Source organism: Betaproteobacteria bacterium, assembly GCA_016709965.1.
In the GTDB taxonomy this organism is placed as follows: domain Bacteria; phylum Pseudomonadota; class Gammaproteobacteria; order Burkholderiales; family Rhodocyclaceae; genus Azonexus; species Azonexus amarohabitans.
The window spans coordinates 178,403-205,332 of record JADJLT010000006.1 but is presented as its reverse complement, the minus strand read 5'-3'; the positions used below and the strand labels follow the sequence as shown (position 1 = coordinate 205,332).

Sequence of the window (26,930 nt, the reverse complement as noted above, 5' to 3'; positions counted from 1 at the left end):
TTGTTTCCAACTGATTTAACTCAGATTAGAAAGCGTGACGCAGGCCGAGTGCGTAGGTGTTGGTGTCGGCGTTCAGGTCTTGCGAACGCTTGGCAACGAAGGCAGCGTAAGCGGTCGTGCGCTTGGACAGTGCGTAGGTGGTGGCCAAAGTGCCGACCTTGACATCGTCATTGGCAGCGGTGGAGTCAACGCTCAGGCTGGCGAATTCACCGATGACAGCAAGCTTGGCACCGATCGGCACAGTAGCGGAAACAACCCACTTCTTGTCCTTGCCAACGTAGGTAGCGGTATCATCAGACTTGGCTTGCTGATAGGTAGCTTGCAGCTTGACGACCTTGAAGTCGTAACCGGCGCGCAGACCCCATTCCTTCAGGTTGTCGTTAGCCAGCGTGTTTGCCATGGTCGCCTTGGTGTAGATCGCACCAGCGGAGATCGGGCCGTTGTCGTAGCCAACAGAAATCAGATCGCCGTGGCTATCGGTCGTGTTGGTGCTCAGGGCTGCTTCCGTAATGCGAGCGTGGTTATAGGCCACGACCACACCGCCGAAGGACGGCGAAACGTAGGCAACAGCATTGCTCTGACGGCCATACAGGCCAGTAATCATTTGGGTGCCGTTAATCAGGCCAGTGCCAGCAGTGGCGGTTGCAACGTTCGTGGCGCCAAGCGGAGCCGAACCACCCAGAGCGGAACCAGCAACCGTGAAGTCCAGACCGGTGGTTTGCAGACGACCAGCGATAACAGTACCGAAACCGCCGGTCAGACCGACGAACTGCTGACGTGCAATGTTGGTACCAGTACCGATACCGGTATTGTCGTCAATCGCCAGACCGTATTCCAGGGTGAACAGAGCCTTCAGGCCGTTGCCCAGATCTTCAACGCCCTTGAAACCGATGCGGGAAGTAGAGAGGGTGCCAGTGTTGACCTTGAAACCGGTTTGGCCAGTGGTGGCGCCCAGGTTGGTGGTGGCAGACACGCTGGCATCAGCGATACCGTAGATGGTCACGTTGGTTTGTGCGAAAGCGGCGGTAGAGGCCAGAGCGGCAACTGCCAGAGCAATAATCTTCTTTTGCATCAGAAAATCTCCTTAGTGGTTAGTTTTTAATCTGGCCCGCAAGCCGGACCAAGCTTTACCTCTCGGATCGAGAAGTTGGCAGTGATTGTCGCAAAGAGCGAAAGGCCCTAGCAACCAGTGATTGGTATGTTCTGCCATTTCTGTGAATTTATGTTGTTTTGACGCAACACAAATCAGGCAAACAGGCGAGCAAGCTCCACCCCTGGCTCAGGCGCGCGCATAAAGGCTTCGCCGACCAAGAAGCATTGAACCTTGTTGGCGCGCATCAGCGCCACATCTTCCGGCTTCAGGATGCCGCTTTCGGTTACGACGATCCTGTCAGCCGGAATGCGGGCGAGCAGGCCGAGCGTGGTATCGAGGGTCACATCGAAGGTGCGCAAGTTGCGGTTGTTGATGCCGAGCAGCGGGGTTTTTAATTGCAGGGCTGCATCGAGCTCTTCACCGTTGTGCACTTCAACCAGCACAGCCATACCGTAACCATGGGCTTGCGCTTCAAGTTGTTGCATTTCCGCAAGACTGAGCGCGGCGGCGATGAGCAGAATAGCGTCCGCCCCCATGGCGCGAGCTTCGGCGACCTGATAGTGGTCAACCATGAAGTCCTTGCGCAACACGGGCAGCGTACAAGCGGCGCGGGCAGCCTGCAGATATTCCGGACAACCCTGAAAGTACTGGCGATCGGTGAGCACGGACAGACAGGCAGCGCCGTGCTGCTCGTAGCTGCGGGCAATCTCGGCCGGGTGAAAGTCGGGGCGGATGACGCCTTTCGACGGGCTGGCCTTTTTGATTTCGGCGATTATTGCCGGTTGACCGTGGGAGACCTTGTCGCGGATGGCGCCGACGAAATCGCGGGGCGAGGGCTGGGCGGCTGCTTCGGCTTCGACAATGGCCAACGACTTCACGAGCAGCGCAGCCGCGACTTCTTCGTGCTTGGTGGCGATGATCTTGTTGAGGATGTCGCTCATTTGGCGGCCAGACGCTGTGTGCATTGGACGAATTGGTCCAGCTTGGCACGTGCCGCACCGGAGGCAACCGCTTCACGAGCCTTGGCAATACCTTCACCGATGCTGTCGGCAACATTGGCAACGTAAAGTGCGGCACCTGCATTCAGGCAGACGATTTCGCGCGCCGCGCCCGGCTTGTTGCCCAGCGCGCCGAGCATGACCTCCCTCGATTCATCCGCGCTATTAACGCGCAGGTTGCGCAACGACATCATCTGCAGGCCGAAGTCCTCGGGATGCACTTCGTATTCAGTTACTTCGCCGTTCTTCAGTTCGCCAACCAGGGTGGCTGCGCCAAGGGAGATTTCATCCAGATTATCCTTGCCGTGCACCACGAGCACGCGCTCGGCCCCCAGGCGCTGCATGACGCGGACCTGAATGCCAACGAGATCAGGATGAAAAACGCCCATCAGGGTGTTTGGCGCACTGGCCGGATTGGTCAGCGGCCCGAGGATGTTGAACAAGGTACGCACGCCCATTTCGCGGCGCACCGGCGCAACGTGCTTCATGGCGCTGTGATGGTTGGGCGCAAACATGAAGCCGATGCCGGTTTCCTCGATGCAGGCGGCAACCTGCTCGGGCGACAGCATGATGTTGACCCCGAGCGCCTCCAGTACGTCAGCACTACCTGAGCTAGACGACACGCTGCGTCCGCCGTGCTTGGCCACCTTGGCGCCAGCAGCCGCGGCAACGAAGATGGATGTTGTCGAGATATTGAAGCTGTGCGCCGAATCGCCGCCGGTGCCAACGATATCGACGAAATGGTTGTCATAGGGAACATTCACCGGCGTCGACAATTCGCGCATCACGCTGGCCGCTGCGGCGATTTCGCCGATGGTTTCCTTTTTGACGCGCAGGCCAGTGATGATGGCAGCGATCATGACCGGCGTAACTTCGCCGCCCATGATCTGGCGCATCAGGGAAATCATTTCGTCATGAAAAATCTCGCGGTGTTCGATGACACGCTGCAGGGCGGCTTGCGGGGTCATTGCTTGAATTCGTCCAGAAAGTTCTTGAGCAGGTCATGACCGCGTTCGGTCAAGATGGATTCGGGATGGAACTGAACACCTTCAACGGCCAGGGTTTTGTGGCGAACGCCCATGATTTCGCCGTCGTCGGTCCACGCGGTGACATCCAGGCATTCGGGCAGCGATTCACGCTCGATGGCCAGCGAGTGGTAGCGGGTGCAGGTCAGCGGATTCGGTAGGCCTTTGAAAACGCCTTCGTTTTTGTGGTGGACCGCAGAAACCTTGCCGTGCATGAGTTGCTTGGCATGCACGATCTTGCCGCCGAAGGCTTCGCCAATTGACTGATGACCAAGACAGACGCCAAGCACGGGAATCTTGCCGGAAAATTCCTTGATCGCAGCCAGCGAGATACCGGCCTGCGCTGGAGCGCATGGACCAGGCGAGATCACCAGATACTCGGGATCAAGGCGGGCAATGTCATCGATCGTGATCTCGTCATTGCGGAAAACCTTCACATCCTGACCCAGTTCACCGAAGTACTGGACGATGTTGTAGGTAAAGCTGTCGTAGTTGTCGATCATCAGCAGCATAAATTGCCTATCCTATTGTTTTATATACTGCCAATCAGAATTAAACCCATTCGATACCCGCTTTAATACCCGCATTTTTTGTTGCTGGAGTACGAAGATTACTGATCGCGTCTAAAGAGGCCATTATCAAACACCATAGAGAAGCATTCAAGCCGCTGATTGGCTTTCATTAAGAAAGGGAAGGGATTAAGTTCGCCATCGATTGCATATTCCCGTGAATCCGCCGACGCTCGTTTGGCTGGCTGTGGAGACCCTGAGACAGACAGCCGATTGGAGGATATTCGTAAACGGCGGGATACGCTAAATGCAAAATTGTCGAGTCTTGCCGACGAAGATGAGCGACTACGTTCGCAGGCTTAAGCGGGGGCTGCGGCCATATCGAAACTCGAGCAACGCGTCCGCCAACTGACAGAGGAAACCAGCAAACACGGGGGAGAGTCTGGGGTAGCGCAAAGGCGCCTAGAGCAAGCAAGGAACGAACTTGCAAAAGCACGACCACTTCAAGACGAACGGGCAAGAGTTGAACGGGAAAACAGCACGTGCGTTTCTGAGCCAAAGTTGTTCATCCGATCTTCGAACTGGATATTAAATCGGGTTAGCGCTGCCTTCCAATCCCGAATGGGCATAGTCCATTTCTGACTGATGCTGCGTAGCACCAAGTAGAACAGTTTCATCATCGCCTCGTCGCTCAGAAACGAGCCACGATTCTTGGAAATTTCTGCAGACTCCTTTTACCCATTCAATCGCATTGGTCGTATAGATTACTTTCCGAAGAGTTGAAGCAATTGGTCGGCGACAGCTGCGTACCTTCGCTCAAGGTCGGCAATCAGCGCTTCCGCGGGGTCGAAGCCGGCGCCTATAACATCTGCTCGACCTGGCCGGCTATCCGAAGACTGCGGCCTACGGCAGCAAGCCTTCAGGCGGCCTGCCACGAGCGGCCAAGCAATAGCGCAGTTAAAGGGCGGCCAGCATCAGAAGCTGGCCGTCGCGCACAGTCACCTTGTAGGTGTTTTCCTTGTAGGTCTTGTTGTTAGAGACCAGTGTCGTTTTCACCGTGTATTTCTTGCCCCTGGCATCAGCTGGCAGCTTGAATTTCGATTTCGTCTGGTAACTCCCGGCACCATCCACCGCCGCCAGCTTCTCGGTCTTTTCTTCGACGAGCGTGTTTTTTTCGTCGTAGATGGCGTACTTCTGCTGCAATTCCGGAACCGTGTCGCCATATCCGACCAGATCGGTATTGGAAGTCACCTGAATTTCCCTCTGCCCTGACTGATCCGGGGCCGCCGACGTCACCTTGCTCTCGAATTTGGCCGGCACGATTTCATTCTTCGGCACTGACTCCGCCTTGCCTTTGCCCTTGGCTCTGCTCTGCTGTTCGTATTCGTCATTGACCTGCTTGGCATCGGCAATTTTCTTGGATTCGAAATACCAGCCGATCAGAAAGCCCGCCGCCGCACCGACGGCAGCCCCGACTGCGCAACCCTGCGCCCCCTTGGCGGCGGCCCCGACTGCACATCCGGCAGCGGCGCCGATCAAGGCACCAGCAGCCTTGCCATCCATCTTGTATGATCCATCCGGATTGGTCGCACAGGCCGACAACAGGAAGATGCCCGCGACAGCGGCGGCCAGCGGCCGTTTGATGCTGCTGATATTCATGGATACCCCCTAAAAATATTATTTGACCACGACCGCAATCGGATCGTCGACACCGTGGTCACTAACATATGGTCGTTGCTGATTATCCGTCAAATCACGCACGCGGCGCGTTACGTAGCGTTTCAGCGTGGTCGGGTAAATCAGTTTGTCACGCGGGTCTTCCGCTTCACCGCGCAAGCCCTCAATGAGTGCTTTGGTGAATGCCCCGTTACCCCACTCGTCGGTCTCCTGGGCCATTTCCCTGGCCGTTGCCGAGGCGAAGACGATAACGCCCCGTTCGTCATTGACCTGATTAACCGTCCCCGCCACACTCGCCTGATTGGCCAGCGCCCCGGAGTGGCAGGTATCGAGGAAGAACATCGCCCGTCCGGGCAGGCTTTGCAGGGTATCGACAATTTCGCCGCCGGCAACCCAGTTGACCTGGCGGCCGATATCCGACCGACGATAGGGCACGTAGTAGTAGGAGTTTTCCTGCGACATGCCATGCCCAGCCAGGAAGATCACGCCGGCGTCCTTTTCCTTGACGTTGTCGCGCAACCATTTCAGGCCCTCCCGAATATTTTGCTGCGTCGCCCCTTCATCGAGCAGCATTTTGACCGCCAAATGCTCATACAGGCGCTGCTTGCCGGGCGGCGGATTGGCGACACGACTCATTTGACGGTGGAAGTCCGAGGCATCCTTGACCGGCAAGAGGAGCGCATTCTCACCAGGGTACTTGTTGACGGCAACGATCAGCATGTAAAGCGTTTCGTAGCGTTCGATATACGGTGCCTTGCCAGCCGCGTTCACGGGGCGCCTGACGGTAAGACTGACAGGCTCCGACTTGGCGAAGCGGTTCTCGGCAATCAACATGATTTCCGAGTCTTTGGGAGGCACGGGCACCAGCGCCTCGTACACCTGCCCTTCAATGGAGCGCGTCGAACGAGTCTTGATATTGCGTTCCAGTTTGCCATTAACGCGGAACTTGACCTCCTTCAGCGGGGCATTACCCGGCGTGCGTACGACATAGCGCACTGGCACCAGAACATCCCCCGTCAGCATGCCACGTTCGCTCTGCAGTTCGATCACCGGCGGCAAAGCATCGACGACTGGCGGAGGCGCTGCGGCAACTTGGGCTGCCGCGACAGTCTTGTTATCCAGCATCGCCATTTCAGCGCGGAACGTCCGCACAGCCTCCGTCTCGTCGGCCAGTTGCATCACCCGCTGGATCACCAGGGGCTGGTAAAAGTGATCGCGGAAACGACCGACCGAGAAGAAGTCGGCCGACTGGTTGAAGCCCCGGTTAACATGCCAACCGACCAGACCCTCCGCCCCCATGGCAGTGTCGTAATAGCCGGAGGGCGTCCAGATGATCCAGCGCTCACGGTCGCCATGGACAAACAAGGCCAGTTGCTCCTGCCCATCGGCCAGACGATACCAGCGCAGACTGCCATCGCCGAGGGCGGCGACCACCCAGCGACCATCACCGCTGATATTGACGGCCCAGACAGCCCCAGACGTCCGCCTCTCCCACAATTGGCTGCCATCGGCTGCAAAGAGCCGCAGATACCATTCTGTTCCCAGCGCCAGCCGCATCTCGTCCGGCGCCATGGCCGCACTCCGCGACAACTCGCCAGGACTCAACGCCAGAGGCCGGCCATTCCAGACCGGCGTCGGCGAATTTTTCCAGCCTTTGAGATCGCTGGGGATTTTCGCCGGCCGCGTATAGCCAGGAGCGTTCGCAGCGCGCAATTCACCACTGAAGAAGTTGAAAACAAGCGGCGTCTTGCCAGCGAACAGCATCGGGAAAGCCACAACCTGACCATCGGTGGAAAGCCGGAAAGCATCACCTGCATCACGAAAATCGCCAATCTGTGGCCCGATGCTTAGTCGGGCGGAGCCCAAAGCATCGAATGCGGCCCAGGCCGGTTCGGCAGAACTCGCAACCAGCCCGTTGGCATTTGCGGCGAGGGAGGTAACCGTGTTGCCGAAACTGCCCAGCACCCGCGCTGGTTCGCGCCCACCGCCAGCAAAGGCAAGGATGGCGAAGCGTCCGTCACGAACCACGCTGCCCGCCGCATACAGAGTTTGGCCATCGGCTGACCAGGCGACCCTCCCGAGGTTTCCGCCGCTCCCGCCCTCCGCCGTATGCAGCACAGTCAGATTGCTGGCCGAGAGCACCACCGCCTGCGCCGCATCCTGCAAACCGATAGCCAACTGGCTACTATCTGGCGACCAGGCGACGCCATAGGGCTTGCCCGGCATCTGCTTGCGGGCTAATCTTTCTAGGCCACTCTTACCGACCCGGTAGAGGCGCAGCGAACCGTCGAGACTGACCACGGCCAATCGACCGTCGCGCGAGAAGGCAGCGCCATAGATGGCATCGTTGTATTCGGGATCGCTCCCGACAAAGGTGAGATTGCGCCTGAACACCCGCAGCCCGTCTTGCCGCAGGCCAACCGCGATCAGTTGGCTATCGACCGACCAGGCCAGTTGCATGATCGGCGACTCGATCCCTGACAGAGTCGCCTTCGGCGGCAGATTGCCGGTGGCACGATCGAAAAGATAAAGGGCATGCGTCTTCGTATCAAATGCCGCATTGCCGCCCAGCGCCACCTGCCGCCCATCCGGCGATATCGCTGCGGCATAGAGGGCGCCAATGCTTTCGCCACCTAGCGGCGGGCGCATGACAGACAACTGATGGCCATTGCGCAAATCCCAGAGGCGGGCGGTCTTGTCTTCCGAGGAAGTCACCGCCCAATTGCCCTCGGCATCGCTGCTGATCCGGGTGATCGGCGACAAGTGGCCCCCGGTCTCAATGCGCAGGATCGGGGCTTTCGGCACATCGGACGCCGCCTGCAGCGAACCCTCGGCCAAGGCAAACGCGAGAAAGCAGGCAATGAAGCGGAACATCATGACACTCCATGTTTGGTGAACCGGCAACCGGAGCAGCAACCATCAATTCGGATTTGCAGAAATAAACATTAGCAAGCCGCATGGCTGTCGGCAATGGCTCTGGCAGAATCGCTAACTACCTGCCAATTTCCGAATCTATGAAGATTCGAAACTCGAATAACGCGTACGCCAACTGACTTAGGAAACCAGCAAACACGGGGATGAGGCTGAGGTAGCCAAAGTCGGCTAGAGCAAGCAAGGTACGAACTTGCGAGAGCACGAGTACTTCAAGAAGAACGGGCAAGAGTTGAACGGGAAAATGGCACGCGCGTTTCCGAGTTAAAGCAACTCCGTGCTGCGTTACGCGCCAAGGAAGTCGAGATTGATCGGTATCGATGCAAAGCCGCTTGCCGAACGATCCAGCGAACAAAGTCGCCTAGTTATTCCCACTTCAGTAGCAACCTGAAATTCATCAAGGCGCCGGATCACAGCTAGCGCCATAGACAATCCGAGGAAAATCTCCCATTGCTATTTCCCTCCGTGCTAAGCGCCCTCAAAGGGTGAAGCTGCAAATTAGATAAAACGCGGCAGTTACTCGATTCGCTTGATGGTTACTCGACGGTTTTCAGCCGCATCGATCTTGACCGTATTCCTCAATTCTGTGTCCCCTTTGCCCTCCGGCTTCAGCCTCTCGCGACTAATACCGTGTTTTGCAGAAAGGTAATTCACCACGCTCTCTGCTCGTGCTTGGGACAATTGCATATTATGTTCATGCCCACCTCTAGGGTCGGCATGCCCCTCAACCAAGAACCTGAAATCGGCCAACTTGTCTGAGGCCAGTGCTCGTGCAACGACATCCAATGATGACTTCGCTTGCGGAGCCAGTACTTCCGAATCGGTCTCGAAGGTAATCAGCAAGGACGCGCTGGCCTGCTTTGCTACGGGGGTTGGTGTTGCCTTCAGGTCAGGGCCGACACGAATACTTCGCATGCGTCGAGTTTGCGTTGCACCAGCCTCGGGCGTTAGCGCATCGATCAACGCAGACTCCGTGATTTCCCGACCTTTCAGAACTTTGTCATCATCGCTATAGGCAATTGCCGGCAATGCCGCGCACATAGCAACCACTAAAATCTTATGCAGCTTCATTTCGCCACTCCTTTCAAAGTCAACAATTGAATATCTACGATGAACTCCAAACCATGCGCATCGCATCGCCATAAAGATCCAATGGAACCATTACGTTTTCCAAAATAGGTAAAATATCGCGATGCAGACACACTTCCCTCGGACAAGTTACGGGTTTCCACTGCAATCTTCTGACAACCGTACCGCAAGCGCACTGTAGTTGTCGTGTCCCTTCGACGCTCGCTGAAGCAATTCAGTTTCCATTTTCACAAGCCATTCCTGAAGCGTCGAACTGGCTGCAAGCATGCGCAGCATCATGGACTCGTCCACATACTCCCACAATCCGTCGCTGCATAGCAGAAATACGTCATCCGCTCGAATCAGCATTGGTTGCTCGGAAACGGTGGGGCGATATTCCTCGTCGGATCCCACCGCTGACAACAACACGTTGCGTTGCGGGTTACCACGCAATGACTCTGAGTCGATTTTGCATGCATCTGCCAAGCCCTGCAGGACGCTATGATCACGAGTTTGCACTGCAAGCTGGCCGCTACGATAACAATATAGTCGGCTGTCGCCGACATGCCCCCATATTGCGCTGGCATTCTTGCTGTCGATCGCCAGCACTACCGCCGTTGCCCGCATATCACCGATACGTGGTTGCGCTTTCTGCTCCTGCAATACAGTACTATTTGCTTGATCTAGCAACTTGGTTACATTGACGCCATCAACCAATGGCTTTGCTGCAAATCCATGCAGAATCGTACTCACCACCAGTTTTGAGGCTATGTCTCCCCCCCCGTGCCCGCCGAGGCCATCCGACAAAACCCAGCAACAGGCGTCCTCCGACGTCCAGTATCCACAGGCATCCTCATTGCGTTCCCGACCGCCGGGTTTGGATAGGACCGCGATCTCAATCTGCATGATGATCTCCTCTGACAGGCCTGCTATGCTACGCCTTCCTCTCATCCGAATTGGACAAGCGCGTTATCTGTTCTTCATAGGCGCTCAGAAATTCCTTGCTGAAAAGCGTGTGAAAATCCTCTTCCGCCTCCACCGAGATTTGCTCATAGCGCTCTGCAAACAGTTCCCAAAGCTTAGCTTTTCGACTCATGGGCACGAGGTTGTCGAGTACGCGATTCTCCTTAAGTCTCTTTTCCAGACTTTCCGGATTAAATCGCCGCAATACGCCCGCCAATGCAGCCCGCATGCCAGCCATGAATCCAAACTGGTGCGATCGCAAGTCGTCATAGGCATCCTGCATCGCCTCTACCGGCGGCATGAACCCTCGGCCTGGATGAGGGCAGAGAAGATTCGCCAATGCAATATCAACATTTGGTGAAAACTTGAGGGGGTTGTTATCAATACCAGCAATGATGGTTACAGACGCTCGCATTTCGCTCTTGGTCATCGCACGAGCCAGCAACAAATCCAGTGTGCCCTGAGTGGCCGCCCGGAGCAGATGCCCCACCTGTTCCATCAATTCCGGCGTCATGCCCTGAGGAATCACAAGGTTGGGAGTGCCTAAGCCAGCAATAAAGCTTCGCAATAGCGCTTGGTCAGTTGCCAATCTTGCTGCCTCAACACCCACGCTTGTCGCCACAACGGATTCACCTACTTCTTGCGTTTCGCGCAAGTTAAGGTCTTTGGTGGGCACTTGATTGGCGATACCCGTTTGGCCTGCAGGAGCATCAGCTGCGGTCATTTCGATATCGATTGGCGCGTCAGCTTTCGGTTCCGCTGCGTCTGGTGCAATCAGGGGTACTGCAAATACGGTGGATGCATTGCCGGAAGCCATATCAGGATGATCGGTCGTATGTGGTGCCGAAGCCCAGGCCGGCTGCATGATCGTCCTCGATACCTCTGTCTCACCGCACCGATTCTCGCTTTCCCAAGAGAGGAAGAACGCTCCGTCTGCGTTAGATTGCGTGGCGCGCGGCTCTCCTTTCTGTTCTCCTTCGAATAATGCTCGGGGCGACTGGAAGGCTGCATTGATTTCATGCACTTGATCAGGAATCGATCCATGCGCTGATGCCGAAGACGAGCCAGCAAAATCCAGGAGCTGATTGGAACCAACAAGCTCATTCTTTCGATGTGAAGATTCCTCCAACGGCGTGCCGGCGAAGGGGCTGTGCCCGCTCGTTGGCTTTAATCCGAACAGAGTATCAATGCTCTGCTGCGCGCCTTCACGAAGGTCGAAATCGCTTGGTAGCCCGCCCAAGGCGGCTGAATCGGGCGGCGGCTTTTGTGCAAATGGATCTGCGAAAGGATCGAAATCCTCAGGAATGAGTCTGCTCTCGCCTTTCGGCGCACTCGGAATAGATTGCACGACCTTCCCGCTCAAATTCGACGGCTGCACGTAGGCTGGCGAGGAGCTGGGCGGTGGCGTGGCTGGCTCTGGCGACAACAATCCACCGAATGGATCGCTCTTCAACACACTAGCGTTCCCAAACAAGGCAAGCGGATCATCGACAGGCTGACCGGCTGCTGCTGTGGATTTATCCGCTGAGCCGGTTTCAACCTTCAATGTGTATCCACCAATCAGCAATTCGTCACCATCGGAAAGTGTTGCCGAGTTTCCATTGTCGATTGGGCGATTGTTAAGGTGAACCGGATTCACACCTTGGCTAGTCAGAACATAGCCACCGTTACGGAACGCAATTGTCGCCTGAATACGTGAAATCAGATGGTCATTGTCTGGCAGAACAAATTGGTTGTTGGCCGCCCGCCCAATGCTGCCACCGGTCTCGTCGAACTCGGCAGACAACTGCTCCGTACACGGAATACCGTTGTTAGTTAAAGCCCGAATGACAATCATCGTTCGCTCCTCACCGCATCACCCGTGGCGACAGTCGCGGCAAATCACGACCCGGCATGCCACGTTGATCAAATTATGAATCAAGCAGAATCCGTTTGTAGCCCTGCCTTCACACGGGACATCAGATTGGTGGACGGGAAACGGATTTTGCTTTACGCCAAATAATAGCTGATTCGGGTTATATCGGAGTAATTTGTATTTCTTTTGCATAATTCAGCTTTTCTTCTAAAATGGAAAACGATTCTTGCGGGCACCGCTCTAACTGAAGTCGTGCCGATTGCATTTTTCGGGAACATATTGGGAGTAAGCGCATTGTCCAAATTTATGAGAGCGACCTCGCCAGTATCTAGAAGCAACGGCGCACACAATCCAAGCGCCACTAGTAATGATTCGCTGGCCTTCAGTAGCTCGGCGAAACTTGATGCGTCAAATCGCCAGCCACATCCGCTCCAGGTAACGTCACGACCCACGTCGGGTGCGGTCGCAATAATTGTCTTTTCCTTGATGACTGGCGCATGTACGCAGTCGCCGCAAAAGGAGGCCGGTAACTCAGCGTCGCAAATTGCTGCTCCGCCTTCGTTTGAAGTTCCCGAAACACCGCCTTCATCCCCGGCATCTCGGACTGCGGTAGCATTTAGCACTCGCTATGCGCACTTCGAACCAGCCAAATGGACACGCCTTCCGGGTTGGGATGAAGATGACTTGGGCGACGCCTGGAAGGCCTTCCAGCGCAGTTGTGCTGCCTTGCGCACGAAATCGGCTTGGGCGGGACCGTGCGCTCGCGCAATCGGGTTGAATTCGTCTAAAGAATCCGTACACCGATTCTTTGAAGACGAATTCTTCCTCTACCAGATTCGCAATACCGACCAAACTGCCGCAGGTGTGATAACCGGCTACTACGAGCCGCTTCTTTCTGGCAGCCGCACTTACGCCAACCCCAACATCTATCCGGTATATGGCTTGCCCGATGACTTGCTCTATCTCGACATGCGTAAATTGCCGCCCATGCGCCGGGGAAATCTGGTAGCCGCCCGGATCGACGGACGCAATGTTATCCCTGTGCTAGACGCAGTCCCTGGCAGCGGTGGCTTACTCACTCTGGACATAGACAACTTCCAGCCTGACATCCGCGACAAGAAGCTTCGGCTGCGCCTGGACGGCAAGCGCATCGTTCCCTATTACACGCGCGCCGAAATTGAGCGCCGTGGGCTCGCATCGGCCCGAGTGCTGGCTTGGACTGATAATCCCACAGCGCTGTATTCCATGCAGATTCAAGGATCGGGCAAGATTCGTCTGGATGATGGAAAGCTTCTCCGGGTCGCATATCGGGAACAAAACGGTCACCCGTTTACGCCAACGGTAACTGCCTCCAGTGGCAAGACGAAGAGTGTCCGTACGCGCGGCATCGGAGGTGAAATCGTTATCGATGACGACGAGACTAGTTCGCAGGACGCTCCAATCCTGACCCGCGGTTTCAAACTAAGCAGCACTGCCTCCGCTTCTCCGTCTGTACATACAACAAACGGGGTCGCCAAACAGCAGGATCGTTCTCCTGAGGTCGACGCCGTCATTGCCGCCTTACTGGAAGGGAAGGCGGGCCAGGCCGTCGGTAAGGCTCCCAAGAAAGCGCCGGCCGCAAAACCATCAGCATCGCTTCGTCCCGCCTCCGAGCCGGTAACTGTACGTCCCGCCACTGGAAGCACAGCGGGACAAATCTGGCCGGCCGCGATCAGCAGCGATCCCAGTTACGTATTCTTCCAGGAAATTCCCGACACACCAGACGGCCCCATTGGAGCGCTGGGCGTCCCGCTGACCGCTGGACGTTCGGTGGCGGTCGATCCCCGTACAACTCCTCTCGGATTCCCGGTCTTCCTCGCTGCAACTGAGTCAAGCAAGAGCGGCGGATTGAACCGGCTGATGTTTGCGCAGGATACCGGGGGGGCGATCCGCGGAGCCGTGCGCGCCGACTATTTCTGGGGTTTTGGTGAGTCGGCTCGAACCCGAGCCAGCCGCATGAAGAAGAACGGGCGAATGTGGCTGCTATTGCCCAAAGGCCAGCAGATCGCTGCAGTGGAATCGGCGCGGCGAACACGCTCGCTGGGTGGCAAGGTTGCTCCAAGTCAGTTGGAATGCGTCGTGCCAGATCCAGATCTATGCGTCGAGGATCAAGAGTAGGATCGTCGCGGTGGTCAAACTGGCGTTGGGAAGCAACATTGGCCACCTCCCCTAGTTCGTTGCCCGCCGACTCGTCGCAAGGAGGCATTCGACCCCTCAATATTGCCGGCGATCAACTGATCAATAGTTAACTTGGCATCACGGAAATCCACAGCCACAGCGCGACGCCGGCGAAGATCACCCCGACCATACTCCATGTCTTGCCTGCCGGCGTCAGCCTTCCCGTACGAAGCAGTTCCTGCGCAGCCAGGATAAGAAATACGCCAGCCAGGACAGCAAATATGTATCGCGTGTCCACCAGATCAGGCCATCTTTGCGAGCCAGCGCTGCTGCCGCCAAGCCGGCGCGCTGGTGTTGAAGAGCGGCGTACCAGGTTGTAGCAGGCACAGGTACTGTGCGGCGGCAATGCGTTGGCGCTGGCAGCCTCCCTTGAGTACGCTAAGGCAATGCTCGCGGCTGACCGGCTCGCCCATGAAGTATCGGACTCCCGACTGGAAGCGCAAGGAATTGGCCGCCCACCAGGCAGTAATTTTCGGCACATCGGGCCAGGGCAGGCTGTCGTCCTCATCCATCGCCACGTCGTCATCGTCCGGATCGTCGTTCGGGCCGAACTCCACGTCCTCGGGCGGCTTGCGCTCAAGGTCGAGGTAAGCGAGATCGAGTCCGGTGATGAAGGTAAAGGATTCGCCGGCCAGGCGCGCCAGCTTGAGATCTTCCATGTGCTTGATGAGCCAGGGCACGTAGGTAGGATCGCCGGCGATGCCAGTACCCTGGATCAGAGTGCGGAGGTTCTTGGCATCACGGGCGAAGACCTTGAGGAGCTCGTGGGCGCGCGGCAAATCCATCGCGCGCAGCGCAGGACGCATCGCCCGTTCGCGCAAAGGCCCGGGCACCTGACTGACGGTAGTCAGCCTTTCCAGTGCTGCACCACGATCCCCCAGCAAAACCGCCGACCAGGCGGCCCAGATGCGGCAGCCCTCATCTTCGTCTTCCAGGGCGATGCGCACTGCCGCCAACGTATCGCGCCGACCCAATTCACCCAATGTTCGCAGCGCTCGGGCTCGCATCGCGGGATCCAGGTCCTTGACGGCCGCATCGAGTGCAGCGCCAGGGTCAACCCGGTGCATGGCGCAAGCCGTAATGCCGATCCGACGGCGAAACGGTGACGGCGATGAAAGCAACTGGCTGACCGTACCCTGAAGATGCTGCGAGGATACCCAGCCAAAGGCAGAACTCAGGCCCGCCTGTGCCTCTGGAACTGCCTCCGCTACAGCAAACAGTCGTTCAAGCAACTGTAGATCCTTGTCTAATATCGCCCCCACTGCCGCAGCAAACACCTCGCCGGGGCCCGGCATTTCCAGTGCGGACATCAATAGCTTCGATCCGTAATTACCGGCAACTGCGAGCCCGTCAAGATGCGCGGCGATTCGATCATCGAGGCGACGGAGGCGATGGAGTTGAACGTGGGGGGCACTCAATAGCACGGAGCGAATATTGCGCAGCACGGCAGATTCCTCGGCGTGCTGTTGAATGACGGCTGGAATTGGTTGATGACGGGTCGCTAGCATTTTTCGGACTGTATTCCCTATTGCAGTTCTCGTGCTTGGTATTTCGATTCCTCAATCGGCTTCACTTCAATAGAAGCTAACCGGAGACCCAATTGCCATGGCTTCAAGGACACTGACCACCATTCAGCGCGTTGTCCGGGTCGCATCGCAAGAAACCCGTGAGCTCGGCAAGGCGGCTTACGATTTTGCCTTTACATGAGAAAGTGCGCTCCTTCCCATCTGCAGTGGTGACACGCACCCCCGCCTGACGCCGGCGCCCCTCTGTGTAGTCGAAAATCGAGTAGTCGGCCCCCTGATTGCGGAACCCAATTTCCAACCGATCGGTCTGGTAACGCCAGTAATGCGCGAACGTAAATCCGCCCAATCCCTCGGCCGGATCTTCCGGATAACGGAATTCGGGTTCGCCCACTTTCCCGAAGCGGTATTGCAAGCTTCGGGGCGGATTGCCACAAAGGCCGACCCACTTCCCGCGGGCCGTCAAGCAGGCAAAGTAGGCCGTCTCGGAGGCCGCACACGGTCCTGGCGCAACCGGCGAATGGGCAAGTACGCAGGGTGCCGACAGGCTCAGCACAACCATCAGCAAGAGTGCGCGGCTCAAGGTTTCCTCCCAGCGCCTGCGGCTTGTGCCGCAACGAATCGATCGTATGCCTCCTTGAGCTTCGCGTCATACCTGTTCTTCTCGTACGCTGGGCCATTGTATGTCGCTGCAAACGCTGCCCAGTCTTTCTTTACCAAGGCGTTGCGCATCTTCCTGCTGTTACCAACGAAGCTCACGAACGCACCTAGATGCGCTGATTCGGATTTCGTCATCGCAAGAACGAAATCGGCTGCCGACGTGTAGCCCGCATCCCGGAAGTTATTCCCCATGATCTGGAAGCGCCCCCACGACGCTGAGCGCAGTGCCGCATCCCGATCAAGCGCGTACGCCTGTTCCAACTTGGCATACTGGGCCGAGAACTTCCCATACCCGCCACTGGACTTATTGGAGATGTCGGCATGCCTGGCATCGTATTTCCCACCGGTTAGTCGGTGGAAGTAGTGGCGTTCGAACAGGATGCGCGGCCGGCCCGATTCATCAAACCCGGCGCCAGACGATTCAACCTCGGCCACCGCCTTGATCACTGCAACCTCAACCCCCAGCGATGCTGCCGCCGTCGCAAAGTCAGTGTCGCTCAACCCGATTGTGGGGCTGAGGCATTGCCGGAACAGAAAGCTCAGATCCGGCACCCTGTTACTGGGTGAGGCATCGAGAAGCGCCTTGGTCGGAAAAAGCGGCGATCCGGCGCACACCGAACTGGCAGGCGGCATCAACGCCCGGGCGAGCGTACCGTCTTCAATTGACCACAGTTGTTGCGTGCTGCAAATCGTCCCTGGGATGCGGTAATTTGGCATTGAAGCCTCGTCAGAATATTTAGAGCGGCACGACGCGACCCTGTTGCGGCCGCTGAAAACCACTCGTTGGCCGAACGCGCATTTGACGTGCGAGACCTTGGTTCACATTACCCTTACCGGCAACCACAATACCCATGCCCGAAGCGCAACCGACACATTTTATTGCGCACTTTGAATCAGGCGCATTGCAGCTCGCCAACACTTGCCTCAAGTTTGAGCGTTAGCGTAACGCCATGGCTTCGATGAGATTATGCAATTCGTATCGCCATCTATGTTGCCACAAAGGGTCGCTAAAGTGACGATCCATGTAGTACGTCCTGCACATCTTGTTGCAGAGATCGCAACCGCTCGTCTCCGGGCCACGTGCTTGTCGACCTCGTTGCCATTCCATTTTTCGTCCTTTTTTCGTGTTGACCGCAACCTTTCAGCTCCACCCTTCAGCGAACTGTTGGAAGTGCCGTCCGCTTCTGACATACCGAGGATGGGAGACAACTTCGGCATAGGTATAGCCCGAACAACATCAGACACGTAAACCGGTAATTGGCCCGAAATTCGCGGCCATGGGCGAGCAGCGCCCAGACTGTACTGGTTCGCCTGTGCTGTTCGCGCCACGACGAAGCCCTGTCGAACCCGGTACATTGAGAGTACCGCTTGCTGCTCAACACTTTGAATCGGCACAAATCGCATGTTCGGCCGAGTGACGGCTTCGCAGATTGCCTCGGCATCCGCAGCGTCATTCGTGTTGCTCTTCACGTAGGGCTTCACGAACTGCGGCGACATAAGCCTGACCGTATGTCCGTAATCCTGAAACTTGCGGGCCCAGTCATGCACGCTGCCACAAGCCTCGATACCAACCACGCAAGGGGGCAAATTGACCATGAACGCGAGCAGCTGGTCACGCCTGATCTGTTTGCGCAGCACAACATGGCCACGCTCATCTACACCGTGGACCTGAAACACGTTCTTCGCCAGGTCGATTTCAATTGTCGCTATCTTCATGGGTGAGATGCTCCTTCGCTTCGAAGTTGATCAGCCCTTCCACTTTGGCATAACAGTACGGAATCGAGTGGGGTGGCCCATCCCATTGATTCATGACTCAACTCTCTTCCGGCTGTCATTGAGATTGATTGCGTTATTACGGCATTCGTGCATAGAATGCATTATGCTTAAGGACTATGACATGAGCTCAATTCAGAAAACGCTAATATGCTGTGCAGGTCGGGCAGTGCTCATCGCGGCAGTTCTGGCGGTCACTCCAGCTGTTGCGCAAGCGCAGGGCATTCCTGGCAGTTTGCAGCCGGGGCGCGTCGGCAAGGACGTCGAGCCCCCCAAGCCAGTGCCGGAAATCAAGCCTTCAGAAGTCATATTGCCTGCGACGGAAGCACAGCAGCCACCGGCCAATGCTGAGGCAACCAAATTTGTCCTTAGGGATGTGGTCGTCAGCGGAAATAGCGCTATTTCCGCCAGCCGTCTGGCGCAAGTCTGGGAAAAAGACGTGGGCAAGGAAGTTTCGCTCGCCGACATCTATCTCTATGCGCGCGCAGTCACCGACATTTATCAGCGCGAAGGCTATGTTCTTTCGCTGGCATTAGTGCCGGTGCAGCAAATTTCCGAAGGCAAAGTACGTCTGACGGTCGTCGAGGGCTATATTGATGAAGTCAATGCTCAGGATGTGAATGGGAACGCTTTGCCGAAGTCCACTGCCCAACTCAAGGCGACGGTAACGGCTGAACGCCCACTGAAACTCGCAACGCTGGAACGCGCTCTATTGCTGTTGAACGACGAACCTGGAACCAGCGCGCGCGCCTACCTCAGGCGTTCTGCCAATGCCGGCGCAACAAACCTCGTTGTGATCGTGAGCCGCAGTCGGCTTTCCGCGTCAGTGTCGACGGACAATCACGGAACCAAATTGCTCGGCCCAGCCCGCTACGACCTGTCGGTTGCTGAAAACGGCCAGCTTGGTCTGCGTGAACGCAACGCCTTGGCTCTGCTGGGCACCTACGATGGAAGGCTTGCGGCCTGGTCGTACACAGGCGATGCGCCTGTCGGGACAGACGGACTCAAGGCAGCCGTCTCCTATTCGGCGAGTCGCGCGCGCCCGAAAGACGATTCTGGGTTGCCTGACTTGGTTTTGAGGTCGTCCACCACCACCTTCGGGCTAAGTTACCCGATCCGTCGCAGCCGTGAAGGCGATGTGATCGTCCGCGTCAATTGGTCGGTCGAAAATGCCAAAAGCGAAGCGCTAGGCTTGCGGTTGCACGAGGACAAGGTCAGACCACTGCGGGCTGGGGTAACCTGGAGCGGTATCGATGACTGGAGCGGAATCAATCTTGCTGACGCTGAAATATCCCGCGGCATCCGTGGCATGGGGGCATCGCCGGTCGATTCCCCGCTCCTCACGCGCCAAGACAGCAAAATCGATTTCACCAAGTTCACAATCTACTTGGCGCGCCTGCAGCCCCTAGGCGCAGGCTGGTCTGTACTTGGTGCATTCACTGGGCAGTATTCTCGCGACCGGCTGGTACCCCTGGAGCAACTTGGCCTCGGTGGCGAACAATTCCTGCGTGGCTTTGACGCATCCGAACTCCTGGGTGACAAGGGCTTCGGCGCGAAACTTGAATTGCGCTGGGCGTTCCATCTGTCCTTCACCAATTTAACTGCCTATGCGTTCTATGACCATGGCCAGGTGTGGAACAACGATCTCGGGGGAGGCAGCACCCGAATTCTCGCATCGTCGACCGGCATCGGCCTCCGTGTCGGTCCCGATCATAGTTTCAGCGGCTATGTCGAGCTCGACAAACCCCTAGTGCGCGACGTCGAAATCCTGGGCAATCGTAATCCGCGGATGTTCGCCGGCCTCATGTTCGCCTACTGAACAGCATGATCTATTGAAAGAACGCAATGTTTAGCGATAGTGAATTGAATTTGCGCTCCGCGGCCCACAACCGGCAACCCACTGCTGGAAGAATCGGTTGTGCATGATTGCCAAGCATTAAGACTCACATAGGCCGGGGTCGCAAGTCGAGTCTGGAGCGCGAGTAAAAGGAGATGCACGATGAAATTGCAAACAGCCAATCGTATATTGGGCAGGTACCCGAGGCAAACGAAGCTTGCGATAACCATTGCTCGCGCATTCATTGGCGGAGCCATAGCTTCGTCCATGTGCCAGCCGGGCATTGCGGCTCCCAAGGGGGGCGTGGTTGCGGCAGGCAGCGCGGAAATTACTAGCACGCCATCTGCAACCTTGATTCGCCAGAACAGCAACCGCGCCGTCATCGACTGGGCGAGCTTCAACATCGCTGCCGGCGAAGCCGTCAAGTTCGTCCAGCCCGGCGGCAGCGCCGCCGCTTTGAACCGTATCCATGACGCCTCGCCGTCGCAGATCTTCGGTCAGTTAAACGCCAACGGCCAAGTCTATCTGGTCAATCCGAACGGCATCGTCTTCGGCAGGACGGCGTCCATCAACGTCGGCAGCTTGATGGCCTCCACAGCCGACATTGCCAATGCCGATTTCATGGCCGGCCGGATGAACTTTGCCATTGCCGGCAATCCCCGAGCCGCCGTCGTCAATGAAGGCAGCATCGCCGCAGCACAAGGCGGCTTCGTCGCGCTGGCGGCACCCAACGTTCGCAACAGCGGTATCATCACGGCCCGCCTCGGGCGGGTTTCCCTGGCTTCCGGGGACAGCTTCACCCTTGATTTCTACGGCGACTCCCTGATCAGCGTCGCCCTCGACCGGGACACCCTCGCCAGCCTGCTCGACTCCCAGGGCCGGCCGGTGACGCGTTACGTGGGCAACGATAGCAGCATCCTGGCCGATGGCGGCCGCATCGAAATCCTGGCCGCGTCGGCACAGAACCTGCTGGCCGCCACGGTGAATCTCGGCGGCATCGTCCGCGCCCGCGGCGTCGAGAGCCGCAACGGCGTCATATTTCTCGACGCCGGCCCCGGCGGCGATCTCGCCGTTTCGGGAAAACTCGACGTCACCGCGGCCACCGGCGGGACGGGCGGCCGCATCGCCGCTACGGGTGCCACGGTCTCCCTGCTCGCCGGCGCCCTTGCCGACGCATCAGGCGCGGAAGGCGGGGGCACGATCGTGCTTGGCGACATGGCGGCAACGGCGGTGGTGAACGTTGCGCCTGGAGCGGTCGTCGCGGCCGATGCGGCGAGCCGGGGCGACGGCGGAGCGGTCCGACTCTTTTCTTCCGGCCAGACCCGATTCGCGGGGAGCATCTCCGCAACGGGCGGCGACGGTGGCGGAAACGGCGGCAGCGCCGAAATTTCCTCGACAGGCAGCGTCATCATGAATAGCAGTGATATTCGCCTGACGGCGCCCGCCGGGCGCGCCGGGACCGTGATCCTGGACCCGACGGATCTCACCATCGCCCACCAGCCGGATTCCGCCAACGTGGTGAGCGACTTCACCCTGTACAACCTTCTCGCCGCAGGCAATAACGTCTCCCTCGCTGCCAGCAACGACCTGACCGTGGCAGCTGTTATCGAGGGCCGCGGTGGCGTCCCGGGCGGTTCGGTGACCTTGGGCGCCGGCCACAACCTCCTCGTTCAGAACCACATCCTGACCAACAACGGCGCAATCACCTTGAGTGCCGGCAACCTGTTCAGCATGGCCCCGAACACTATGCTGTACGCCGGCAACCAGACCATCAGCCTGTCCGGCGCCCATGGCGTGACAGCCGAATATCTGCAGACAGATGGCACCGTCAACATCACATCTTCCGGCGGCCCGGTGACTGCCAACCGTGCGCTTGTGGCCGGTTCGGTGAACATCAACGCGTTTCTGGGTGCGGCCAATGCAACGATCAACCCATCGGCCGCGCAAACAGTGTCGCTGAGTGGCGTCAAGACGACTGGCGCTGTTCTCGTCAACGCCTACAGCCTAGCGGACGGTGGGGGCATCAACGCAGGCGGCAACGTGGCCCTGCAGTCGGCCCAGGGCGTAACCTTGTCAGAATACGTATTGTCCGGGGGCAGCATTTTGGTCCGTTCCCAAAACGGGGGAATCGGCGCCAAGGGTTTCGACACCACACAACAGTCGAGCGTTGGGGCGATTACGCTCGATGCTGCGGGCAACATCTCGGTTACCGAAAACGTCCTGACCCACAACAGCGATTTGAACGCAACGGCCAGCGACGGTGTCCTCCAGATATCTGGCGCAATCGACACGGGGTCGGGATCGGCCACTCTCACGGCGGCCGGTGACATGTTGGTCAATTCGGTGACGGCGAGAAACTTGACCGCGACAACGACGTCCAGCGGGTCGATCACCGTGAATTCTCCAATGGCTGACCTCCAGCATGTAGCCCTGGATTCGAGCCAGGACATCACGTTGCATGGCGTGCGAGTCGCCAACGGCTTGACCGCGCACTTCCGTGGCAACCTGAATATTTTGGACAACATCCTCGCTACCAACGGCAGCGCTATCGAGCTGGGGGCGCCCGGCAATTCGAATACGAACGGCAAGATCAATCTTTATGCCGACATCCTGTCCGAGGGCGGCGACATCAGACTGAACAACGATGTTGACGTCTTTAATTTCCGCGGCATGAATTCGGCTTCCGCGTTCCTGGCTCTTCCGGACTATCCGAACAATCCAGCCGCCATTCACATGGTGAGCGACACAACCGGCGGGAGTGGCACCGCCACCAGCTTCAAGTCGTTGATATTCATCGATAACACGCTCGTCCCGAGAGGTGGGACCATAACCCTGAACATGGGTCACATCACCAACGAGGACTTCTACGACGAATTCAATAACAAGTCGTCCAACCGCCTCGTTGTAAGTGCGATGATGAGCGCATCCGACATTAAGAGCCTGATCAATACCAGCAACATCGTCCCGGGCCAGGCGATCACCTATCCAGCCGGTGACGTCGCCAATCCCCTGAGATACGCTCGGCATGATTTGATAGGCGGAACTTTCTTTGCCAATGGGAACCTGCCAGAACGCATCTACCGTCCGAATCTGATCGGCCCCATTCTCTATTATGAAGCGCTCAACCAGTATGGCTTCTTCTACCCCCAAGCTGGCAGCCAGGCTTATCGATTGGTTATCAGCGGGGGCACCGTACCGACCAACAACAGCACACACGCTGCGGACTGGCTTGGGCAGTTTCGCGACCCCGGACAAGGAAGCGGAACCTCAGTTGTTCAGCCGACGTCGCCGGATATCGCCTTTTCCGGGTTCTTATCCGCTATTGGATCCCCGGGAGACAGCGTCGTACCGCAACCTGGCGTGGTCGGGCCGCCGGCCATTGGCATTCCGGCAACAGTGGGCAACGGGAACGTGGCCCTCGCACTCGCCGCGGCACTGGGTGAGGCGATATTTCGAACTTCGGATCTGGTCCAGGCGGAACCCGGAACGCCGTTGGGGGAGACTGAACTAGCGATCGACACAGCGGCCAATACGGCAGGGGCCGGAGAGTCCGGCATCACAACCGACATCGTGCTTGGCGGCCCCGGAATGCTCGCTGAAGTCGACTTCGGGCGCGGTACTCCGCTTGGTGGCGCAGCGCAGGACGTGTTCGGCAAACGTCGCTGTATCGCCCTCGGCGCGCCCGGTGTGTCAGCGCAACCCTGTGTGGGCGCTTCGCGCTGAACACCGACTGGAGCCCAGGGCGCCGTGATCATTGCGCAGCGTTTCCGGGCGATCACCCTCGTTGTGCTGGCGCTGGGAATGGCCGCCCTGGCCCACGCTGGGGAACCGTCGACGGCACCCATCCTGCGCATCGAAGCCGGCGCCCACGTTTTGCCCATCACGCTTCTCGACCTGGATCGGGTGCGCAATCGCGCCATCACAGCGGGGTACGACAAGACTGTGCGCATCTGGCAGCTTCCGGAGCTTCGCCTGGTACGCACCCTGCGCGTCCCGATCGAGGCCGGCAATGAAGGCGTCCTGTTCGCCGCAGCGGTATCTCCCGACGGTCGGCACGTCGCGGTCGGCGGCTGGACCGGTTGGCAATGGAACCAGTCGGCATCGGTGTACGTTTTCGATTCCGAAACCGGGGCACTGATCCGGCGCGTGGGCGGATTCCCGCGGCTGGTGTCCGCGCTCGGCTACACAGCGGACGGGCGCCATCTCGTGGTTGGCATGCAGGGTGAAGGCGGGTTGCGCATCCTGGACGCTGCCTCGTTTCGCGAGGTTGCCAGCGATCCCGAATATCGCGGCAACGTGGTGGACATCTCTTCCGCTGCGCCCGGCGGCTGGCTCGTGACCACCGCGCTGGATGGTGCGCTGAGGGTCTATGACGCCACGCACCATCTGGTTCAGCGCCAGCCCATGGGCATATCGCGCCGTCCCGGCAATACGGCCGTGAGTGCCGACGGGCAAAGCTTTGCCCTGGGCTTTTCCGACCTTCCCGTGGTCGCCGTATTTCGGCTGCCCGACTTGCACTTGCAGTTCGTCGCCCGCATCGAGAGCGAGCCCGGCCAGAAAGGGCTGTGCTGCGTGGCCTGGGCGGCCGACGGTTCCCTGGTGGCAACGGGCGAACACGCCGATGACCGAGCCCTGGTGTTCCGCTGGTCAAAAGAAGGTAAACTTGCCGGCCCTCCCATTGACCTCGGCCGCCACCGCGCCGGCGGAAAAATGCTGCTCGACGACGGCAGCATGCTGCTCACCACGGACGAACCTCGTCTGGCAATCGTTTCAGGCAATGGTCAAGTCATACGCGAGCTGGGCAGTCCAGCTCTCGACCTGAGTCTTGTCGGGGATGGACTGCTGCTCTCTCCGGAAGCCGGGCGGGTCGCCTGGCGCCTTCCCGATGGTTATATCCAAGCCATGGATCTAGTGCGACAAGGGCTATTCGAGTTGCCCGGCGCGCCGGGCTCGGCGGTGCGGGCAGTGCGCGCCTGCAGCGCCGGGGCGGAGCCTGGGTCGTCTGCCTGCAGCGCGGTCCGACGTGGTTTACGTGATACTCCTGAGCAAAAAACCTATCTGGAAAACCGTGAGCCGGATGTACCACCGCCGGACATGCTGTCTACGATCTGGACCGCCCCCCGCCGGCAGGCGGCCGGCCGGTCGATAGATTGCAAGGACGCCGAGCACCCGGTGATCGACGGCAAGCCCATCGTCCTTGATGCGTTGGAGCGCTGCACGGCGTGGTCATACGGTGCCGACGGAGAGGCGCTCATCGTCGGCACGAACTGGTCCTTGCGGCGCTACGGTCGAGGTGGTCAAGCGCTCTGGCGCGTTTATACCCAAGGCAAGGTGCATGCCGTCAATCTATCTGCCGACGGCCGTTATGTGGTTGCCGCGCTTTCCGACGGAACCTTGCGCTGGTTCGACCCGAATTCCGGACAAGAGCGTTTCGGACTGTTCCTGCACGCCAACGAACGCGACTGGGTTCTCTGGCGGCCGGACGGCTACTACGCCGCGAGCCCAGAAGGCGATCAGTTCGTCGGCTGGCACGTCAATGACGGACAAGACAAGGAGGCGCGGTTCTACCGCGCCGTGCAGTTCGAACGCCTGCTCTATAGGCCCGATCTGGTGCGCGCCCAGTTCGACCCAACTCAGACGGCTGCCGATGCTGGCTCAGGGGCCAGCATCGAAAAGATTGCCGCCATCGAGCCGCCGGCGATCCGCATTACCACGGCCGCGGCGGGTCCGGGCGGTCGTCCCAGTATCGCGATCGATGTCGATAGCCGCGGTACCCCGATCACCGAATACAGGGTTTATCTGAATGGTATCCCCATCCTCAATCCGGCCGAGCGCACCCTGAAGGAAGGGGAACGTCTGCGCTTCAAGCGCAGAGTCGCATTCGAAGCGACGGGCGACGGAGATCAGCTGCGGGTGGAGGCCTTCAACGGGCGCTCGATGGGGCTGGCCGAATATTACCTTCGCGCCGCGACTGCCAACCCAGCGCCGCAACGCCGGGGAAACCTCTACCTGCTGGCCGTTGGCGTCAATCATTTCGACCACATCCCGAAGGGGCCGGATCGCATTCTAGACGATCTGGAATTCGCGGCACAGGACGCGGACGCGTTTGCTCGGCTCATGCAGGGTGCCCAGGGACACCCCTACGAGCGCGTCCACGTAAAGGTCCTGAGCGATCGCGGCAACCTGCCTACTCGCCGCGCAGTCGTCGAGGCGCTGCCCTTCCTGCAGCGTGCCGGCGCGGACGACACGGTGGTTCTTTTCCTGGCGTCACACGGGTTCAGCGATCCAGCCGGCAACTATTTTTTTGTTCCGCGGGATGCAACCCAACAAGACATCCGCGAGGCACTCGCCGGCCGCTTCGTTGACCGCGAGCCAAAGTCCCTGGTGAGCTGGCGCATCCTGTTCGACGCCATGCGGGATAGTGCCGGGCGACGGCTTCTCATCGTCGACACCTGCCAATCCCTGGCCGTGGCCGGATCATTCGATGCACGCTCGCTGAAAAAACGCACCGCCGCGTCCCGCTTCGCGATGTTGACCGCCTCGCAGCGCAACGAATATTCCCAGGAATATCCCCAGGGCGGGCACGGCCTGTTTACCTTTGCCCTGCTGGAAGCCTTGAAGCGTCCGGCCGGGGCTGCCAAACAGCGCGTCACCGTCGAGGACGCCTTCGAGCAAACCAGCCGCGTCGTCAAACAGCTTGGCGATGCCCGCACCCGCCAGACCCCCCAACTGATAGCGCCTTCCTTCCTGGCTGACACCCCCTTGGTAGCGTGGTGAAGCCGTTGCCGATCTTCCAATCCG

Annotated in this window: 18 protein-coding genes and 2 pseudogenes; 4 read left to right on the top strand and 16 right to left on the bottom strand. The window is 58.5% G+C overall.

Annotation, left to right across the window (positions count from 1 at the left end):
- Nucleotides 1–25: 25 nt before the first annotated feature.
- From IPJ12_15425 to IPJ12_15375, 11 genes and pseudogenes are all read right to left on the bottom strand, one after another.
- Nucleotides 26–1,072: a porin gene (locus IPJ12_15425; GenBank protein ID MBK7648492.1), complete on the bottom strand. Its 1,047-nt coding sequence runs from the start codon at nt 1,070–1,072 to the stop codon at nt 26–28.
- A 173-nt stretch (nt 1,073–1,245) separates the two neighbouring features.
- Nucleotides 1,246–2,034: an indole-3-glycerol phosphate synthase TrpC gene (gene trpC / locus IPJ12_15420; GenBank protein ID MBK7648491.1), complete on the bottom strand. Its 789-nt coding sequence runs from the start codon at nt 2,032–2,034 to the stop codon at nt 1,246–1,248.
- Nucleotides 2,031–3,059, bottom strand: coding sequence for an anthranilate phosphoribosyltransferase (trpD, locus tag IPJ12_15415; protein ID MBK7648490.1), 1,029 nt, complete (start codon nt 3,057–3,059; stop codon nt 2,031–2,033). Before trpD ends, trpC begins: the two co-directional genes overlap by 4 nt.
- Complete coding sequence (locus tag IPJ12_15410) at nt 3,056–3,628, bottom strand: aminodeoxychorismate/anthranilate synthase component II (GenBank protein ID MBK7648489.1); 573 nt, start codon at nt 3,626–3,628, stop codon at nt 3,056–3,058. Before IPJ12_15410 ends, trpD begins: the two co-directional genes overlap by 4 nt.
- Nucleotides 3,629–4,128: 500 nt before the next feature.
- Nucleotides 4,129–4,402 (bottom strand): annotated as a pseudogene (locus IPJ12_15405) (transposase).
- 180 nt (nt 4,403–4,582) lie between these two features.
- The gene (locus IPJ12_15400; protein ID MBK7648488.1) at nt 4,583–5,284 is read right to left on the bottom strand and encodes a hypothetical protein; all 702 of its coding nucleotides are present in this window, start codon (nt 5,282–5,284) and stop codon (nt 4,583–4,585) included.
- An 18-nt stretch (nt 5,285–5,302) separates the two neighbouring features.
- A complete protein-coding gene (locus IPJ12_15395; protein MBK7648487.1) occupies nt 5,303–8,179 on the bottom strand; it encodes a caspase family protein in 2,877 nt (958 codons plus the stop codon).
- 570 nt (nt 8,180–8,749) lie between these two features.
- On the bottom strand, nt 8,750–9,304 hold the full coding sequence (locus IPJ12_15390; GenBank protein MBK7648486.1) for an OmpA family protein: 555 nt from the start codon (nt 9,302–9,304) through the stop codon (nt 8,750–8,752).
- Between the two features lie 147 nt (nt 9,305–9,451).
- Nucleotides 9,452–10,207, bottom strand: coding sequence for a serine/threonine-protein phosphatase (locus tag IPJ12_15385; protein ID MBK7648485.1), 756 nt, complete (start codon nt 10,205–10,207; stop codon nt 9,452–9,454).
- A 28-nt stretch (nt 10,208–10,235) separates the two neighbouring features.
- Nucleotides 10,236–12,101, bottom strand: coding sequence for a type VI secretion system-associated FHA domain protein TagH (gene tagH / locus IPJ12_15380; protein MBK7648484.1), 1,866 nt, complete (start codon nt 12,099–12,101; stop codon nt 10,236–10,238).
- A 152-nt stretch (nt 12,102–12,253) separates the two neighbouring features.
- Complete coding sequence (locus IPJ12_15375) at nt 12,254–12,742, bottom strand: hypothetical protein (GenBank protein MBK7648483.1); 489 nt, start codon at nt 12,740–12,742, stop codon at nt 12,254–12,256.
- 622 nt (nt 12,743–13,364) lie between these two features.
- Here IPJ12_15375 and IPJ12_15370 point away from each other — a divergent pair.
- The gene (locus IPJ12_15370; protein ID MBK7648482.1) at nt 13,365–14,276 is read left to right on the top strand and encodes an MltA domain-containing protein; all 912 of its coding nucleotides are present in this window, start codon (nt 13,365–13,367) and stop codon (nt 14,274–14,276) included.
- Nucleotides 14,277–14,403: 127 nt separating this feature from the next.
- Here the strand turns inward: IPJ12_15370 and IPJ12_15365 are convergent, their stop codons facing one another.
- The 5 genes and pseudogenes from IPJ12_15365 to IPJ12_15345 all read right to left on the bottom strand — a co-directional run bounded on the left by IPJ12_15365 (nt 14,404) and on the right by IPJ12_15345 (nt 18,235).
- Entirely contained in the window at nt 14,404–14,574 is a 171-nt protein-coding gene (locus IPJ12_15365; GenBank protein ID MBK7648481.1) for a hypothetical protein, read from the bottom strand.
- Nucleotides 14,575–14,578: 4 nt separating this feature from the next.
- Nucleotides 14,579–15,844, bottom strand: a complete 1,266-nt coding sequence (locus tag IPJ12_15360) for a TIGR02270 family protein (GenBank protein MBK7648480.1) — start codon at nt 15,842–15,844, stop codon at nt 14,579–14,581.
- A 103-nt stretch (nt 15,845–15,947) separates the two neighbouring features.
- Entirely contained in the window at nt 15,948–16,442 is a 495-nt protein-coding gene (locus tag IPJ12_15355; protein MBK7648479.1) for a hypothetical protein, read from the bottom strand.
- Nucleotides 16,439–17,152 carry an N-acetylmuramidase family protein gene (locus IPJ12_15350; protein ID MBK7648478.1) on the bottom strand — a complete coding sequence of 238 codons (714 nt, stop codon included), beginning with the start codon at nt 17,150–17,152 and terminating at the stop codon, nt 16,439–16,441. The genes IPJ12_15355 and IPJ12_15350 overlap by 4 nt, the downstream gene beginning before the upstream one ends.
- Before the next feature lie 669 nt (nt 17,153–17,821).
- Nucleotides 17,822–18,235 (bottom strand): annotated as a pseudogene (locus IPJ12_15345) (IS110 family transposase).
- 163 nt (nt 18,236–18,398) lie between these two features.
- Between IPJ12_15345 and IPJ12_15340 the strand changes: the two are divergent.
- The 3 genes from IPJ12_15340 to IPJ12_15330 all read left to right on the top strand — a co-directional run bounded on the left by IPJ12_15340 (nt 18,399) and on the right by IPJ12_15330 (nt 26,906).
- Nucleotides 18,399–20,111, top strand: a complete 1,713-nt coding sequence (locus IPJ12_15340; protein MBK7648477.1) for a ShlB/FhaC/HecB family hemolysin secretion/activation protein — start codon at nt 18,399–18,401, stop codon at nt 20,109–20,111.
- Nucleotides 20,112–20,291: 180 nt separating this feature from the next.
- Entirely contained in the window at nt 20,292–23,852 is a 3,561-nt protein-coding gene (locus IPJ12_15335) for a filamentous hemagglutinin N-terminal domain-containing protein (protein ID MBK7648476.1), read from the top strand.
- A 24-nt stretch (nt 23,853–23,876) separates the two neighbouring features.
- Nucleotides 23,877–26,906, top strand: coding sequence for a caspase family protein (locus tag IPJ12_15330; protein ID MBK7648475.1), 3,030 nt, complete (start codon nt 23,877–23,879; stop codon nt 26,904–26,906).
- Nucleotides 26,907–26,930 lie beyond the last annotated feature (24 nt).